Consider the following 15,030-nt stretch of genomic DNA (forward strand, 5'->3'; position numbering starts at 1 on the left):
TGCCTGCCGCATGAAGGGCAGGCGGGGCCGGACGGACCGAGGGCGGCGGTTCATCCGGCCCTGTTCATTTGGAGACGCAGATCATGGGGATTCCACGCCTGCGGGCTTACACCGGGCCAGCATTTCTTTCCTACGGATTCAGGCCCTTCTTCTTCCTCGGGTCGCTGTATGCCGCGCTGTCCATTCTGCTTTGGCTGCCCATGTATGCCGGCGAGCTCGATGCTCACAGTGCGTTCGTTGCCGTCGACTGGCACATCCATGAAATGTTGTTCGGCTATCTGCCGGCGATCGTTACCGGGTTCTTGCTGACCGCCATCCCGAACTGGACCGGCCGGCTGCCCGTGCAAGGCCTGCCGCTGCTGGCGCTGGTGGTCCTGTGGCTTGCCGGCCGTGCCGCTGTTTTCTTCTCGGCGGATATTGGCTGGGAAGCAGCGGCCGTGATCGATGGCTGCTTTCTGCTTGCTGTCGCTGCTGCGGCGGCCCGCGAGATCGTCGCGGGACGGAACTGGCGCAATCTCAAGGTGCTGCTGCCGCTTGCCGTCCTGGCGTGCGCTAACGGCGTTTTCCATATCGAGGCGCATCTTCAAGGCACATCCGACATCAGCCGCAGGCTCGGTATAGCCGCAGCGATCGTGCTCGTCTCGCTGATCGGTGGGCGCATCATTCCGAGCTTCACCCGCAACTGGCTCGTTCGCGAAAATCCTGGCAGGCTGCCCGCGCCGTTCGGCCGTTTTTGACATCGTATCGATAGCCATCTCAGCTATCGCGCTGGGAGCATGGACGTTCGCCTCCGACAACCGCGCCTCAGGAATGCTTATGGCAGTCGCTGGAATCTGCCAGGCGTGGCGTCTGTCGCGCTGGGCTGGCGAACGCACATTGCGGGATCCGCTCGTGCTCATCCTCCATCTTGCATATGCCTTCGTGCCGGTCGGCCTTGCCTTCGTTTCGGCATCGATCTTCGTTCCTGCCACCGTGCCGGCCGCCGCAGGGCTCCACGCGCTCGGAGCGGGTGCGGTCGGTGCGATGACGCTTGCCGTGATGACCCGCGCAACGCTCGGGCACACAGGGCGGGAGCTCAAGGCCGGGAAAGGGACCTCGTTCATCTTCGTAGCCGTCCTTCTCGCGGGATCATTGCGAATCCTGACCGCCTTCGTCCCCTCAGACGCGGTGATCGATATGGCCGGCGCCGCATGGATGGCGGCATTCGCCGGCTTCCTCCTGATCCACGGAACCGCGTTGACGACACCCAAGGCACGGTGAGGCGAGGGAAGGGCGGCGGGCGGGCTCGCGACGGGTCGGGAAGACGTGGCCCGCTATTCCTGCTTTTCAGACGATACCAAGCCAGCCAAGGATCCGGCTTGCCCATCCCGAATGGTCCCGGACCAATCTGAATCCCAGATTGTCGGGAGGCGTGCCAACGGCACAGCCTCCGCTTTTTCCGTCACTAACGAAGTTCGACATGTAGGCTCTGTGAAGCCCTTCAAGGACGTGGACGCCGCAATTGTCGACCGAACTCGCAACACCGCTTCCATCCGCAGCCAACGTGGTGCGGACATAGCAGGTCGAGGTCCACTCCCAGACATTGCCGGAAAAGTCGGCGAGGCCGAGGGAATTGAATCCAAAAGAGCCACGGCTCTTGGGCAACGGGTCCGGTTTGCGATTAAGGTCCACCTCGGCCTTGTAGCTGGTGAGCCAACGTCTGGCGGGATTGCTGGCGTCGTTTTCGACCCCCTCGAATTCGCCGGCGAACCGCTCCGCGGCGGCAAAGGCCCATTCTTCATCGGATGGCAGCCGCCATTGGTCGCCGGTCACTTGCGAATACCACCGGGCGTAGGCATTGGCATCGAGATAGCTCACCCCTGTCACCGGAGCATTGCTCGGGATCGCGCGCGTCTCCTGTGCCGGCTGACAGCCGCCAGCCGATACGCAGTCCGCGTAGTCGGCCGCGCCGACCTGATAGGCCATGATTTCGAGAGGTCTGTCGAGTTGCCGCTCGAGGCGGGGATTGCCTTGCGGGCGTCCCTCTTTCAGGAACTCGCCCGGAGTCGGATAGGTGATCGAACCAGGGGGCAAGGTGACCGTCATGGCGATGGGATGGCGTTGTGTATCCCCGAAGACCGCCTGTTGCGAGAGCACTACCGGAACAGCAGCGGCGGCCAGGGCGACCGGGAGAACCTTCAAGGTGAAAGGAGACATGGCTTTCGTCCATGCCCGGACAGCGTCGCTGCCCGGGCAAATTGGAGTGCCGTCAGTTGGTGACGATGGGTTTAGGAGCCTCGACCTGCGTCATCAGGTCGTCATCCCACTCGCCCTCGACCATGAAGTGAGCAGTCGCTCCGAGTTCCACAGCTTCGATCAGATTGTGATTGACGTAAGCGTAGATGCCCGGTTGCAGGAACGTGTAGAGCGCCGAGCCCGCCGAACCGCCGCGGATGAACCAGGTTTCCAGGTCCTTGGACGGCGGGTTGGCGAATTTGCCCTGTTCCCAGACATAGTCACCGTGACCACCAATCAGATGCGGCCGGGTATCGCGGTTGGCCTGCGAATGGACGATCAACACGGTCTCGCCGACCCTCGCCTTCATTGCGTTGTCGCCGGTCAGGGATCCGACCTTGCCGTTGAACACGACATGCGTCGGGATCAGCCCGCGCATGACCTTGACGATGTCGTCGTAACCGTCACCGGCCGATTCGTAGCTCTTGAAGTTGCCCTTCTCGTCGCGCGGAATATAGAAGTCGTTCTCGCCGATGTAGAAGATCTTGTCGTATTTGACCGGCTCGCCCTTGTCATTCCTGAGCCCATCGCGCGGCAGGACCATGATTGCGCCGCTCATGCCGGAAACGACATGCCAAGGGATCATCGCGCCCCCAGGCGCGCAGTGATAGACGAACGTTCCCGTTCGCGTCGCCTTGAAGCGCAAGGTCACCTGTTCGCCGGGATTGATCAAGGTGAGGACGCCGCCGCCCAGAGCGCCGGTCGCGGCGTGGAAGTCGATGTTGTGGGCGAGGGAGTTGGTATCGGGATTGATGAGCGTCAGTTCGACGTAGTCGTCCTGATGCACGACCATCAGTGGGCCGGGAATCGAGCCGTTGTAGGTCATCGCATTCAGTGTCGTGCCGTCGGCATCGATGACAACGGGCTTTTCCTCGATCGTCATGGTGAACTCGACGACTTTCGGTCCGCCTTTGGCGACTTGATCGTGCGGATGCACGAACGGCGGTGCGACGAGCTTGATCTTTCCGCGAGGGAGCCCGCGAATGTCTGCCTTTGTCACCGTTGCCGAAAATGCGGGCAGCGCCGCTGCGGCGGCAGCGCCAATCGCTGCTCCGAAGAGGGCTTCGCGTCGCGTGATCATGTCAGTCTCCTATCTCTCAACCATTGCAGATGAGTAGAAACTATCTGACGTGACGCGGCGTTTCTTTGCGCTGGCGCAAATTGCTGGAGTTCAGTCTTGGCAGGCAAGAACCTCGGATACAGCGATCTGGCGCGTCATGATCGAGGTGGAGAAGGTCGTGGCCCCGGTTATTGCATCAGCTTTGGCTAGCGGCCGGGTTTGTCTTCCCGTTCGATAAGGATCCGCTCGGCGGCGCCGTCGAGATCTTCGTACTGGCCACTCCTCAAAGCCCACAGGAAGCTCCCCAGTCCAAGCGCACCAAGGAAGAGGGCCACAGGTATCAGGTAGGCAAGGGTTGTCATGAGGATCGGGCCAATGTGTTGATGTCGAAACGTCTGTCGCGCCGAACATTTTACGCCGGCGAATTCGGCGTGGAACTTTGCAGCCGCAGCGCATTTCCTATCACAAGCAGCGACGAAGCGGACATGGCGATCGCTGCGATAAGAGGCGTGACATGTCCCAGGATGGCGATCGGCACGGCAACAGCATTATAGACGATCGCGATCGCGATGTTCTGGCGGATCAGGCTTCCCGCCTTGCGTGAGACGTCCAGCGCGAGAGGCACTGCCAGAAGGCTTTCCCGCAGGAATACGAAGTCCGCTGCGTTGCGGCCAATGTCGGCGGCGGTGGCTGGAGCAATCGAGACGTGCGCCGCACTCAGTGCAGGCGTGTCGTTGAGGCCGTCACCAACCATCAGAACCTTGTGTCCGTCTTTCGCCAGGGTCTCGATACGTTCGACCTTGCCGGACGGCATCAGGCACGGAACGAAGTCGTCGACTCCCAGCATTTTCGCAACACCGGCGCAGGCTGCCGCAGTGTCGCCCGACAGCATTTCCACCGATACCCCCGCATCGTTCAACTGTTGGATGGCCGCTCCAGCGTCGGCACGCAGCGCATCCTCGAAATCGAATGTGGCGCCAATGATCCCGTCTTTCGTCAGGACCGTCCCGCCAAAGCCATGCTTGCCTTCGCCGCCGGTTCGGGCCTTCCATCCAGCCCATCCGCGCCGGCCCAGCCGCCAGATATTTCCGGCGACAGTGGCTTCGATTCCGAACCCCGGATGCTCGGTGACGGCATCGAATTTGTGTTGTCCTCCAGGAGCGGCAAAGCCGGCAATGGCCTTTGAAAACGGATGGCGGGAATGCGCGGCCATGTCTGCGGCGATTGCCAGCATTGCCGGATCGATCGACGACGCATTGATGAGCCGGGGCTGTCCGAGCGTGAGCGTTCCGGTTTTGTCGAACACTGCAGTATCAATTGTTGCCAGGCGCTCCATGGCCGAACCATCCTTGACCATGATGCCGTTTTCGAACAGGCGCCGCGCAGCGACCACCTGGACGATCGGCACCGCGAGGCCGAGCGCGCAGGGGCATGTGATAATCAAAACGGCGATAGCGATGGTTATGGCCCGGTGCCAGTCGCCAGTTGCCGCCATCCAGCCAAGGAATGTCACGAGGGCGGTGAGGTGAACAACTGGAGCATAGAGCGCTGAAACGCGGTCGGCGATGCGGCGGTACTGTGCGCGACCGCCCTCGGCGGCTTCCATCAGCCGAACCATTTCCGCCAGGAACGAATCCTTCGCGGCGGCTGTCGCCTCGATGGTCAGCGGGCCGGTAAGGTTGAGCACGCCGGCCTGGACGGCGTCGTTTGGCGCCACGCTTCTGAGCGTGCTCTCGCCCGAAACCAGCGAGCAGTCGACGTCCGATGTCCCACGCGTGATCTTGCCGTCGACGGGAATCCTTTCGCCCGCCGCGATCAGCAACAGCATGCCCGGTTCGATCTCGCCAACCGGCAGATAGTCGCGTGCGCCATCGTCGCGCAGCACCATGGCGCCACGCGCGGCCAGTTGTGACAGGCCTTTCACGGCGGTGCGGGCGCGTTCGCGCATCAGGTGATCCAGCGTGCGGCCGATCAACAGGAAAAACAGCAGAGACACCGACGCGTCGAAATAGGCGTGGTCACCATGGGTGATCGTCTCATAGAGGCTCATCGCGTAGGCCAGCCACACCCCGACCGCGATCGGCACGTCCATGTTCATGCGGCCATGGCGCAGCGCATTCCATGCCGACTTGAAGAAGATGCCGCCGGCGAAGGCGAGGGCGGGGATGGCGATCAGTGCCGAGACCCAGTGGAACAGGTCGCGGGTCGCGCCTTCGGCGCCGGACCAGACCGATACCGAGAGCAGCATGATGTTGCCCGCCGCAAAGCCGGCAACGGCGACGGCGCGGATAAGCTCCGACAGCGTCTTATCCTTCGCATCGGTGTCGGCTTCGAACAGATGTGCCTGGTAGCCCAGGCGCCCGAGCACAGCGACGAATGGCGGAACCTCGTCGCCGCGCCAGCGGACCGAGACCCGCTTTGTCGACAGGTTGACGCGGGCGGCGTCGACGTGATCGAGCTTTCCCAACGCCGTCTCGATAGTCTGGATGCAGGCGCCGCAGTGAACAGTCGGTACCGAAAGGTCGTTCTGATGAAGGTCGTCGCCAAGCGATCGGCTTGCCAGCCTGATCTCCTGGCTTGACGGCAGGACTGAAGTGGGGCTGACCAGATCCAGCGCCATTTCAGCGCCCGGTGCACAGCAGCTCATTTCAGCGCTCCATTGGAAATCATGATCCTGCGCACGTCGCGATACGGTCTCGCCAGACCTGCATCGGCGTCGATTTCGATGATCCACACGCCATCCCGTGGCATGTGCTGTGCTGCGAACTCCTGGGCCGAGGCGAGGGCGAGCGTGACGGACTTGTCCTCTTTCTCGTAAGCGGGATGGCGAAACAGCACTTTCACTCCATGCAAGGGAACCGGTTTGCCGACGGCATCGGTGAGGCCGTAGCGAACTTCACCCCATGCGATGGTCAATTTGCCGGTCCAGCCAAGGGCTGCCTGCGCCCGCCCCTCCTCGGCCTTCTTGTTGAACTGCTGACTTGCCACATAGGTGTTTTCGACGACAAGCCCGGTCCAGCTCGTGTTGGCAAGCGTCGCCATCGTCAGATTGACCGCGATGACCACACCGAAGAAGGCAAGGATGGTGAACAGCATGTGCCTGCCGGTGAATTCGCGGGTTTTTTGTGTTCTGGCAGTCATCTGGCAGTCTCCGGCGCGTTGAAGGTGGCGGTGTATTCGTCCGACTCGAAGCTCGCCTTGTCCTCGACACGGAACGTGAAGGTCCGCGCTGTGCCCTGAATTTGATCCGCCGGCTGGCGCACGAAGACCTTCAGCATTTTCAGGCGGTCGGGTTCGACTGGAACGGCGAAAGAACGGCCTGCCGGGATGTGGCCGCCGACCACGCTCATCTCGGCGCTATGCAAGCCCTGCATCGTGACGACGATCGTCCTTGGCTCCGGGATCATGTTGAGCAGCTTGACGGTGTAGCCGTTGCGGATCGAGCCGTCGGACAGCGTGACGAATTGCGGATTGCGGTCATGCAGCACGTTCACTTCGAGCCGGTCGCGCGTCATCAGCGAATAGAGCAGGCCCAGGCCGATCAGCGACCACATAGCCATGTACACGTAGGTGCGCGGACGAAAGATCTTGCGAATGTGGAAATGAGCCACCCTGTCCGAAAACAGGCCGTCATCCGTCCTGACCAGCGAAGGATTGACCGAACTGGAGCCGCCCGCGGTCGCCAGCATCATGTTGGCGTTGTAGTCGGAGAGCGTCGCGTAGGAGATTAGCCCGCGCTCCCTGCCGAGCTTGTCCATGACGCCGTCGCAAGCGTCGATGCAAAGCGCGCAGGTGATGCATTCGAGCTGCTGGCCGTCGCGAATGTCGATGCCCATCGGGCAGACAGCGACACAGGCATTGCAGTCGACGCAGTCGCCGACGGGCTGCCCTGCGGCGAGAACCTTCTTGGCGTGACGCGAGCGCGGTTCGCCGCGCCAGTCATTGTAGGTGACCGTGAGCGAACTTTCATCGAGCATGGCTGCCTGGATGCGCGGCCATGGGCACATGTAGGTACAGACCTGCTCGCGCATCAGCCCGCCGAACGTATAGGTCGTCGCCGTCAGTACGGCGACGGTGATATAGGCGACAGGTGCCGCCGTGCCGGCGAAGAGTTCGCCGAGCAGCGTCGGCGCGTCAGCGAAATAGAAGATCCAGGCGCCGCCCGTCAATGCGCCTATGACCAGCCAGATGGCGTGTTTGGACAGCCGCAGCACGAGTTTGCGGCTGGTCCAGGGACCGGCGTCGAGCTTCATGCGCGCATTGCGGTCACCCTCGATGGTCCGCTCGACAACCAGGAACAGATCTACCCACACGGTCTGCGGGCATGTGTAGCCACACCAGGCACGGCCGACAGTCGACGTGATTAGGAAAAGACCGACGCCGGCCATGACCAGAAGGCCGGCGACATAGTAGAATTCCTGCGGCCATATCTCGATGAAGAAGAAATAGAAGCGCCGGTTGGCGACATCGAGCAGCACGGCCTGGTCCGGGGCAAACGGGCCACGGTCCCAGCGCAGCCACGGCGTCAAGTAGTAGATGCCGAGCGTGATGGCCATCACGATCCATTTGAATCGGCGAAAGCCGCCCGAGGCCCGCTTCGGGAAGATCTTCTTGCGCGCGGCATACATTGGCTGACGCACCTTGGCGGAGTTTACCGCCTCAGCCTCGAGCCGTTCTACCTGCGTATTGTCCAGCACTGATCTCTCCCGTCGCGGAGCTTGTGATTTCGCCGGGCACGTGACCTGGCTGGGTGCAGACAGGTGCGCGAAATACAGCGTCGAGCGGATTGTGCCGCCGACTGGATTGCGCCGCGTTGATGCAGGTCAATCGCCGGGTACACGCAAACAAATCGAGGCCCGGCAGAGCCGGGCCTCGCCGCTTGGGCGGTGAGGGCCGGAGAATAGACCCCCGTTCCTATTCTCCACCGCCAAGCGAATGGATGTAGACCGCCAGTTCCTTCACCCTGGTTTCGCCCAGACGCGCGCCCCAGGCCGGCATCACGCCCTGTTTCGGCGCGGTGACCTGGGCGGCGATGGCCGCTTCGCCTGACCCGTAGAGCCAGATGGCGTCGGTCAGATCAGGAGCGCCGAGCTCCTTGTTGCCCTTTGCATTGTCGCCGTGACAGGCCACGCAGTTTTCGGCAAAAACCTTGGCACCGGGCGCCACCAAAGATTGGTCGCTGACGGTTTGGGACAGGCTGGCAATATAGGCGCTGACCTGTTTGATTTGATCGGCAGTGATGATGTCGCCAAAGGCCGGCATTTCCGACAGGCGCGTATCCGGATCGGAGGCGAAGCGGATTCCATGCGTAATCGTCTGCTGGATCTGGTCCGCCTTGCCGCCCCACAGCCAGTCATCGTCATTGAGGTTCGGGAAGCCCTTTGTGCCCTGGGCGCCGGAACCATGGCACTGCACGCAATTGACCTTGAACGCGGCGCCGCCGGCAGCGACCGCGAATTCGCGCAGCGTGTCGTCCGCCGCGATCTCCGAAACACTTTTCGCTTCTATCGCGGCGACATATTTGCCCTTGGCCGCTTCAGCCGCGGACAACTCGTTCCCGACATCGTTGCGGCTGGAATAGCCGAGCACACCCTTGGTTGCCGTGTGCAGCAGAGGCCATGCCGGATAGGCGATGGTGTAGCCGATCGCCCAGACTATGGTGATGTAGAACGTCCAGACCCACCAGCGCGGAAGCGGGTTGTTGAGCTCCCGGATGCCGTCCCACTCATGGCCGGTGGTTGAAACACCAGAGATTTCATCGATGTGCTCGTCGCTCATGATCACTCGTCCTCAAGGGGAATCCGGGCAGCTTCGTCGGCCTGTTTGCGGCTGCCAGGACGAAGGGCAAAGGCGATTGCGCCGACGAAGAAAAGCGCCATGGCGACCAGACCCCAGCTGTCAGCGAACTCTCGCATCAAATTGTAATCCATGGATAAAACTCCTCAGCGGTAGCCGGCGGCTTCGTCGTAGTTCTTGAAATCGACCAACGTGCCGAGCATCTGGAGATACGCGACGAGGGCATCCATTTCAGTGACCTGTTGCGGGTTGCCGTCGAAGTCGCCGATCTTGGCCTTGGGGTAGCGGGCCTCGAGGCCGGACGTGTCTGCGTTGGGGTCGGCCTGCGCCATCAAATCGGCATTGGCGTTAGCGATCATGTCATCGGAGTAGGGCACGCCGACGCGCCTGTTGGCGACCAAATGCGTCGAGAAGTCCTTCACCGCGATCGGCGTGTCTTTGAGGAACGCATAGCTCGGCATGATCGATTCCGGCACCACGGACCGTGGATCCGTCAGGTGCTCGACCTGCCACAGATTGGAATAGCGGTCGCCAACCCGGGCGAGGTCCGGTCCGGTGCGCTTCGATCCCCACTGAAAGGGGTGGTCGTACATTGACTCGGCCGCCAGGCTGTAGTGGCCGTAGCGCTCGACCTCATCACGGAATGGGCGGATCATCTGGCTGTGGCAGAGGTAGCAACCCTCGCGCACATAGATGTTGCGCCCGGCAAGTTCGAGCGGCGAGTAAGGCCGCATGCCTTCGACCTTCTCGATCGTGTTGTCGAGATAGAAGAGCGGTGCGATCTCGACGATGCCGCCGACCGTCACCACAAGAAGGGAGCCAACGAGAAGAAGTGTAGCGTTCTTCTCGATCAGTGCGTGTTTGTCCATCAAGGCCATTTTCTGGCTCCCTATTCGGCAGGCTGAAGGGCGGGAACAGAGCCGGGCATCGGCTCCTCCTGGCGCTGGTGTCCGAGAATGGTCATGCCGATGTTCCAGGCCATGATCAGGGTGCCGGAGAGGTACATGGCTCCGCCGATGGCGCGCATGACATAATAGGGGTGCATGGCGGCCACGGTTTCAGCGAAGGAGTAGACTAGGAAGCCCTGCTCGTCGTATTCGCGCCACATCAGGCCCTGCATGATGCCGGACACCCACATGACAGCGGCGTAGACAACGATGCCAAGCGTCGCCAGCCAGAAGTGCCAGGTAACGAGGCGCAGTGAGTAGAGCCGTTCACGGTTCCACAGCTTCGGCACCATGAAGTAGATCGCGCCGAACGAGATCATGCCGACCCAGCCGAGCGCACCGGAGTGAACGTGGCCAATGGTCCAGTCGGTATAGTGCGACAGCGAATTGACCGTCTTGATCGACATCATCGGACCTTCGAAGGTCGACATGCCGTAGAAGGCGATGGCCATCACCATCATGCGGATGATCGGATCGGTGCGGAGCTTGTCCCAAGCGCCCGACAGCGTCATCAGGCCGTTGATCATGCCGCCCCATGATGGCATCCAAAGCATGATCGAGAACACCATGCCAAGCGTCTGCGCCCAGTCGGGCAGGGCGGTGTAGTGCAGGTGATGGGGCCCAGCCCAGATGTAGAGAAAGATGATTGCCCAGAAATGGACGATCGACAGGCGGTAGGAATAGACTGGCCGGTTTGCCTGCTTGGGCACGAAATAATACATCATGCCGAGAAAGCCGGCGGTCAGGAAGAAGCCCACGGCGTTGTGGCCATACCACCATTGCGTCAGGGCGTCCTGGACGCCGGAAAAGGCGGAGTAACTCTTGGAACCGAGGAAGGAGGCCGGCATCGACAGGTTGTTGATCACATGCAGCATCGCGATGGTCACAATGAAGGAAAGGTAGAACCAGTTCGCGACGTAGATGTGCGGTTCCTTGCGCTTCAGGATCGTGCCGAGGAACAGGATGAGATAGGCGACCCAGACGATGGTCAGCCAGATGTCCACATACCATTCGGGTTCCGCATATTCGCGGCTCTCGGTGATGCCGAGCAGATAGCCTGTCGCGGCCATGACGATGAAGAGCTGGTAACCCCAGAACACGAACCAGCCGAGATCGCCGCCAAACAGCCGCGCGCGGCAGGTGCGTTGGACGACATACAAGGACGTGCAAAGCAGCGCATTGCCGCCGAAGGCGAAGACGACGCCCGATGTATGCAGCGGGCGTAAACGGCCGAAATTGAACCAGGGCTGGATGTTGAGATCGGGATAGGCAAGCTGCAGCGCGATGACCACACCCACCAGCATGCCAACCACGCCCCAGAATATTGTGGCAATGGCGCCGTAGCGGATTGGACCATCCATGTAGGCGGACGGATCGATCGGAGCAGCCACTTCGAAATTCGTGTTGCGGATGAGGATGCCGACAAAACCGAGCAGGACAAAAAACAGCACCCACATGTGCTGCCGGAAAGGCTCGTCCACCCCGAAGCCAGCGGCCACAAGGGCTGCAAACGTGAACAGGCCCAAAGCGAAGATTTGCGTGCCGAACTTCATGACTTGTCCCCGACGTCGGATTCCGGTGCGCGGACGCCAATCCGCCGGGACAGCAATTCAGCAGTCGCCTCATCGCCGCCTTGATCCATGTCAAAGCTCATCCCTTTTGGATTGGGCAGCGTGGTCCTTGCAAACGACTGGAGGCCGCCGTTGAACCGGAAGAACAGGCAGGGATCGTCGCTGTTCGAAGAAGGCGATGAAAATCCCATACCAGCTGGTCGATCCAGCAGAGAAGCGGTCCCGGCTGCCGTTATGAGGCGCGCGCACAGGGAAAAGCTGCAGCTCTGCGATGCTTTGGAGACAATTGCAGACGCCTTGCCCAGGGTCGACCGTCTGAAGTGCCTCGGCACGGCCAACGCGATCATTCCGCTGCTGCGCGACATTCATCGATACGAAGAGACGGTCATCTTCCCCGCCGATGAGGAGGCCACGGCAGGCAGCAATGCGAACCTTGCCTCAACCAGGCGGTTGCGGGCCGAACATGTCGAAGATGAATGCTTTGCCGGCGAGGTGACCGAAACTCTGCTGGCCATCGGTCACGGCGAGACGGTCGAGAACCCCGAAGCCATCGGTTTCATGCTGCGCGGCTTCTTCGAAAGCTTGCGCCGACATATCGCCTTTGAACGCGAGCACGTCTTGCCGATGATAGGGGTCGTCGACTGATTCTAGACGCCAGAGCGTCGCTGCAGCCGGGTCAAGTTGCCGACTGTGACCTCGCGGTTGTTCTCGATCCGGATCACGCCATCCGATCGCAGCCTGGTCAACTGGCGGCTCACCGTCTCGATCGTCAGGCCCAGGAAATCGGCGATGTCGGCGCGCGTCAGCGGCAGGTCAAAGGTCGTCGACTGGGCCGCCGGGTCCAGCGTGGGATCGATATTCCTGGCGATCATCAGGAGAAAGCTCGCCACCTTTTCCGAAGCACTCTTGCGCCCCAGCGTCACCATCCAGTCTCGTGCTTCGTCGAGTTCATTGAGCGTCTGCTTGAAGAGACGATGCTCAAGCTGTGGCGATTCCTTCATCATGCGCTCGATGGCGGCCTTTGGAAACGAACACAGCGAAACGGTAGTTGCGGCTTCGGCGTTGATCGCGCTTTCCGCCTTGAAAGGCCGCCCCAGAAAATCGGGGGCGAACTGCAGGCCGACAATCTGCTGGCGTCCGTCTGAAAGGCTCTTGGTGAGCTTCACCACGCCGGAAAGCACATTGGAATAACTGTCGACGGTCTCGGCGTCGCCAATCAGTTCCACGCCCGGTTCAACGTTGTGCTTCGATGAGGTCTTGGCGAGGCTTACCAATTGGTCGGGATCGAGCGCACCGCAAACGCCGCGGTGCCGCGCATCGCAAGACTGGCAAAGCACTGGAATGCTGGAACTGTGAACGTCTTGGTGCACCGTCATCTTCATCGTCCGAAGGATTCCATGTGTCCGCAAGGTAGCATTGGCGGACAAAAGAACCTTGCGGCAGTTTGTCCGCGGGCGGCCTTGACCGAAATCAAGGCCGCGGGCGCGCAATGTGACCAGTGTCGCGCAATGCAAAGGGGATCGGATAGCGACATGCGGCCGAAATTAGTTGCCAGGCTTGGCGAGAACGTGCCGCGCTATACGAGCTACCCGACAGCGCCGCATTTTAATGCAAGCGTTGACGCTACCGTTTGTCGTGGCTGGCTACAGGGGCTCGACGAGGGCGACGAAATCTCGCTCTATCTGCACATCCCGTACTGCGACAAACTTTGCTGGTTCTGTGCCTGCCATACCAAACAGACACGCCACTACGAACCGGTGGTCACGTATCTTCGCTCACTGCATGCAGAGATCGCCACCGTCGCCAGTCTTGTCGCAAGCAAGGGCCGCGTGCGTGCCGTCCATTTCGGTGGCGGTTCGCCGACCATGCTCAAACCCGAAGATTTGGTGGCGCTGGGAACCGCCCTGCGCAACAGCTTCGGCTTTCTTCCCGGCGCCAAGATCAGCGTTGAAATCGAACCCAACGATATGGACGATGCCCGCCTCGATGCGCTTGCCGAAATCGGCATGACAAGGGCGAGCCTCGGCGTTCAGGATTTCGATCCGAAGGTGCAGAAAGCGATCCACCGCGAGCAGAGCTTCCTGCAGACCAAGACGGTCGTCGACGGCGTTCGTTCGCGCGGCGTCGAATCGGTCAATCTGGACCTGCTCTACGGTCTGCCGCACCAGACCAGGGAAAGCGTCGCCTTTACGGTTGCGCAGGCACTGACCCTGGAACCGGATCGGATCGCACTGTTTGGCTACGCGCATGTACCGTGGTTCAAGAAACATCAGACGATGATCGACGAGGCCTGGTTGCCGGGTCCCGCGGAGCGCTTTGCCCAGTCACAACTGGCTGCGCAGGCGATTGTAGACAATGGATACGAGGCAATCGGGCTCGACCATTTCGCCAAACCGGGCGATGCGCTGGCGATTGCGGCACGCGCCGGGACTTTGCACCGGAACTTTCAGGGCTACACGGACGATTGCTGCGAAACCTTGATCGGGCTCGGCCCGTCATCCATTAGCCAGTTTCGGCAGGGCTATACGCAGAACATGCCTTCAACCAGCGAATATAGACGCATGGTTGATGACGGCGGGCTGGCCGCTGTTCGGGGTATCGCCCTTTCCGCCGACGACCGCGTTCGCGGCTGGATCATCGAGCGGCTGATGTGTGATTTCGCCTTCTCGGCGATCGAGCTGGTGGAGCGCTTTGGCGAAGCCGGCCAAAGTCTTCTCGTCAAAGCGAGTTCCACGGCCCTTCACGATCCTGCGCGGTTGCTTGAACTTGACGGTGACCGCTTCGTCGTGCCGGCGGAAAGTCGGCCCTTTGTCAGGAGCATCGCGGCAAAGTTCGACAAATATTTCGAAACCGGCAAAGCCAGGCATTCGGTGGCGGTCTGAGCATTGGCTCCCGTCAGAAATGTTCGCCGGCCTTGAACGGGCCGATGCGGGTGCCTGCCGCGATCAGATAGGCGGTCGACCAGCCGATCAGCAAGAACCCGTTTACGCCCTCCAGCGCCGCCAGGACACGCCACGCGTGGGCGGGCACGATGTCGCCGTAGCCGACGGTCGAAAAGGTAATGGTCGAAAAATAGAGCGCGGTTTCGAAATCAGCGAAGATATCAAGCAACCGGTACAGGCCCGCCCAGAGCCAGACCTCCGCGGTCATGACGGCAAAGAGGCCCATCACCACGCTGATCATAGCGACGATACGGCTGCGGCGTCCGTGCATGCGAAACCGGGCGACCAGATGTCCCATCATGTGCGTGACGGCGATCAGACCAAACGTGTGGATCAAAACCGTCAGACTGATGACGACGGTGCCGATGAGCAGATTGAGGATCATCTTCGGACGGTAGAGATTGCCGCAGCGCCTTCCTTGCTCGAAATCAAAACCGGCA

The 15,030-nt window shown here is 61.2% G+C and carries 15 protein-coding genes and 1 pseudogene; 3 read left to right on the plus strand and 13 right to left on the minus strand.

The window, feature by feature from the left end:
- The first annotated feature begins 83 nt into the window (after positions 1-83).
- Positions 84-1,260: pseudogene (locus NKH37_RS28115) on the plus strand (NnrS family protein).
- A 66-nt stretch (positions 1,261-1,326) separates the two neighbouring features.
- Here NKH37_RS28115 and NKH37_RS28120 read toward each other — a convergent pair.
- From NKH37_RS28120 to NKH37_RS28170, 11 genes are all read right to left on the minus strand, one after another.
- Positions 1,327-2,196, minus strand: coding sequence for an SUMF1/EgtB/PvdO family nonheme iron enzyme (locus tag NKH37_RS28120; RefSeq protein ID WP_353041930.1), 870 nt, complete (start codon positions 2,194-2,196; stop codon positions 1,327-1,329).
- A gap of 52 nt (positions 2,197-2,248) precedes the next feature.
- Positions 2,249-3,355: a copper-containing nitrite reductase gene (nirK, locus tag NKH37_RS28125; RefSeq protein ID WP_353041932.1), complete on the minus strand. Its 1,107-nt coding sequence runs from the start codon at positions 3,353-3,355 to the stop codon at positions 2,249-2,251.
- A gap of 185 nt (positions 3,356-3,540) precedes the next feature.
- Positions 3,541-3,696 (minus strand): cbb3-type cytochrome oxidase assembly protein CcoS, encoded by a 156-nt coding sequence (ccoS, locus tag NKH37_RS28130; protein ID WP_023720408.1) that lies wholly within the window; start codon positions 3,694-3,696, stop codon positions 3,541-3,543.
- A gap of 50 nt (positions 3,697-3,746) precedes the next feature.
- Positions 3,747-5,981 (minus strand): cation-translocating P-type ATPase, encoded by a 2,235-nt coding sequence (locus NKH37_RS28135; RefSeq protein WP_353041934.1) that lies wholly within the window; start codon positions 5,979-5,981, stop codon positions 3,747-3,749.
- Positions 5,978-6,475 carry a FixH family protein gene (locus NKH37_RS28140; protein WP_353041936.1) on the minus strand — a complete coding sequence of 166 codons (498 nt, stop codon included), beginning with the start codon at positions 6,473-6,475 and terminating at the stop codon, positions 5,978-5,980. The genes NKH37_RS28135 and NKH37_RS28140 overlap by 4 nt, the downstream gene beginning before the upstream one ends.
- A complete protein-coding gene (gene ccoG, locus NKH37_RS28145) occupies positions 6,472-8,031 on the minus strand; it encodes a cytochrome c oxidase accessory protein CcoG (protein WP_352641924.1) in 1,560 nt (519 codons plus the stop codon). The genes NKH37_RS28140 and ccoG overlap by 4 nt, the downstream gene beginning before the upstream one ends.
- A gap of 217 nt (positions 8,032-8,248) precedes the next feature.
- Positions 8,249-9,112, minus strand: a complete 864-nt coding sequence (gene ccoP, locus NKH37_RS28150) for a cytochrome-c oxidase, cbb3-type subunit III (protein ID WP_353041939.1) — start codon at positions 9,110-9,112, stop codon at positions 8,249-8,251.
- Positions 9,113-9,114: 2 nt separating this feature from the next.
- Entirely contained in the window at positions 9,115-9,264 is a 150-nt protein-coding gene (locus NKH37_RS28155; RefSeq protein WP_352641920.1) for a cbb3-type cytochrome c oxidase subunit 3, read from the minus strand.
- Positions 9,265-9,276: 12 nt separating this feature from the next.
- Positions 9,277-10,008 carry a cytochrome-c oxidase, cbb3-type subunit II gene (ccoO, locus tag NKH37_RS28160; protein WP_352641918.1) on the minus strand — a complete coding sequence of 244 codons (732 nt, stop codon included), beginning with the start codon at positions 10,006-10,008 and terminating at the stop codon, positions 9,277-9,279.
- A gap of 11 nt (positions 10,009-10,019) precedes the next feature.
- A complete protein-coding gene (gene ccoN, locus NKH37_RS28165; protein WP_023720416.1) occupies positions 10,020-11,630 on the minus strand; it encodes a cytochrome-c oxidase, cbb3-type subunit I in 1,611 nt (536 codons plus the stop codon).
- Entirely contained in the window at positions 11,627-11,839 is a 213-nt protein-coding gene (locus NKH37_RS28170) for a hypothetical protein (protein WP_352641916.1), read from the minus strand. Before NKH37_RS28170 ends, ccoN begins: the two co-directional genes overlap by 4 nt.
- 43 nt (positions 11,840-11,882) lie before the next feature.
- Between NKH37_RS28170 and NKH37_RS28175 the strand changes: the two genes are divergently transcribed.
- Positions 11,883-12,293, plus strand: a complete 411-nt coding sequence (locus NKH37_RS28175) for a hemerythrin domain-containing protein (RefSeq protein ID WP_353041941.1) — start codon at positions 11,883-11,885, stop codon at positions 12,291-12,293.
- A gap of 2 nt (positions 12,294-12,295) precedes the next feature.
- Here NKH37_RS28175 and NKH37_RS28180 read toward each other — a convergent pair whose 3' ends face one another.
- Positions 12,296-13,024: a Crp/Fnr family transcriptional regulator gene (locus NKH37_RS28180; RefSeq protein WP_031194425.1), complete on the minus strand. Its 729-nt coding sequence runs from the start codon at positions 13,022-13,024 to the stop codon at positions 12,296-12,298.
- A 156-nt stretch (positions 13,025-13,180) separates the two neighbouring features.
- Between NKH37_RS28180 and hemN the strand changes: the two genes are divergently transcribed.
- Entirely contained in the window at positions 13,181-14,530 is a 1,350-nt protein-coding gene (gene hemN / locus NKH37_RS28185; protein WP_353041943.1) for an oxygen-independent coproporphyrinogen III oxidase, read from the plus strand.
- A gap of 13 nt (positions 14,531-14,543) precedes the next feature.
- Here hemN and NKH37_RS28190 read toward each other — a convergent pair whose 3' ends face one another.
- Positions 14,544-14,975, minus strand: a complete 432-nt coding sequence (locus NKH37_RS28190) for a potassium channel family protein (RefSeq protein WP_023720420.1) — start codon at positions 14,973-14,975, stop codon at positions 14,544-14,546.
- Positions 14,976-15,030 lie beyond the last annotated feature (55 nt).

It is taken from the genome of Mesorhizobium sp. M1217, assembly GCF_040318275.1.
Taxonomy (GTDB): domain Bacteria; phylum Pseudomonadota; class Alphaproteobacteria; order Rhizobiales; family Rhizobiaceae; genus Mesorhizobium.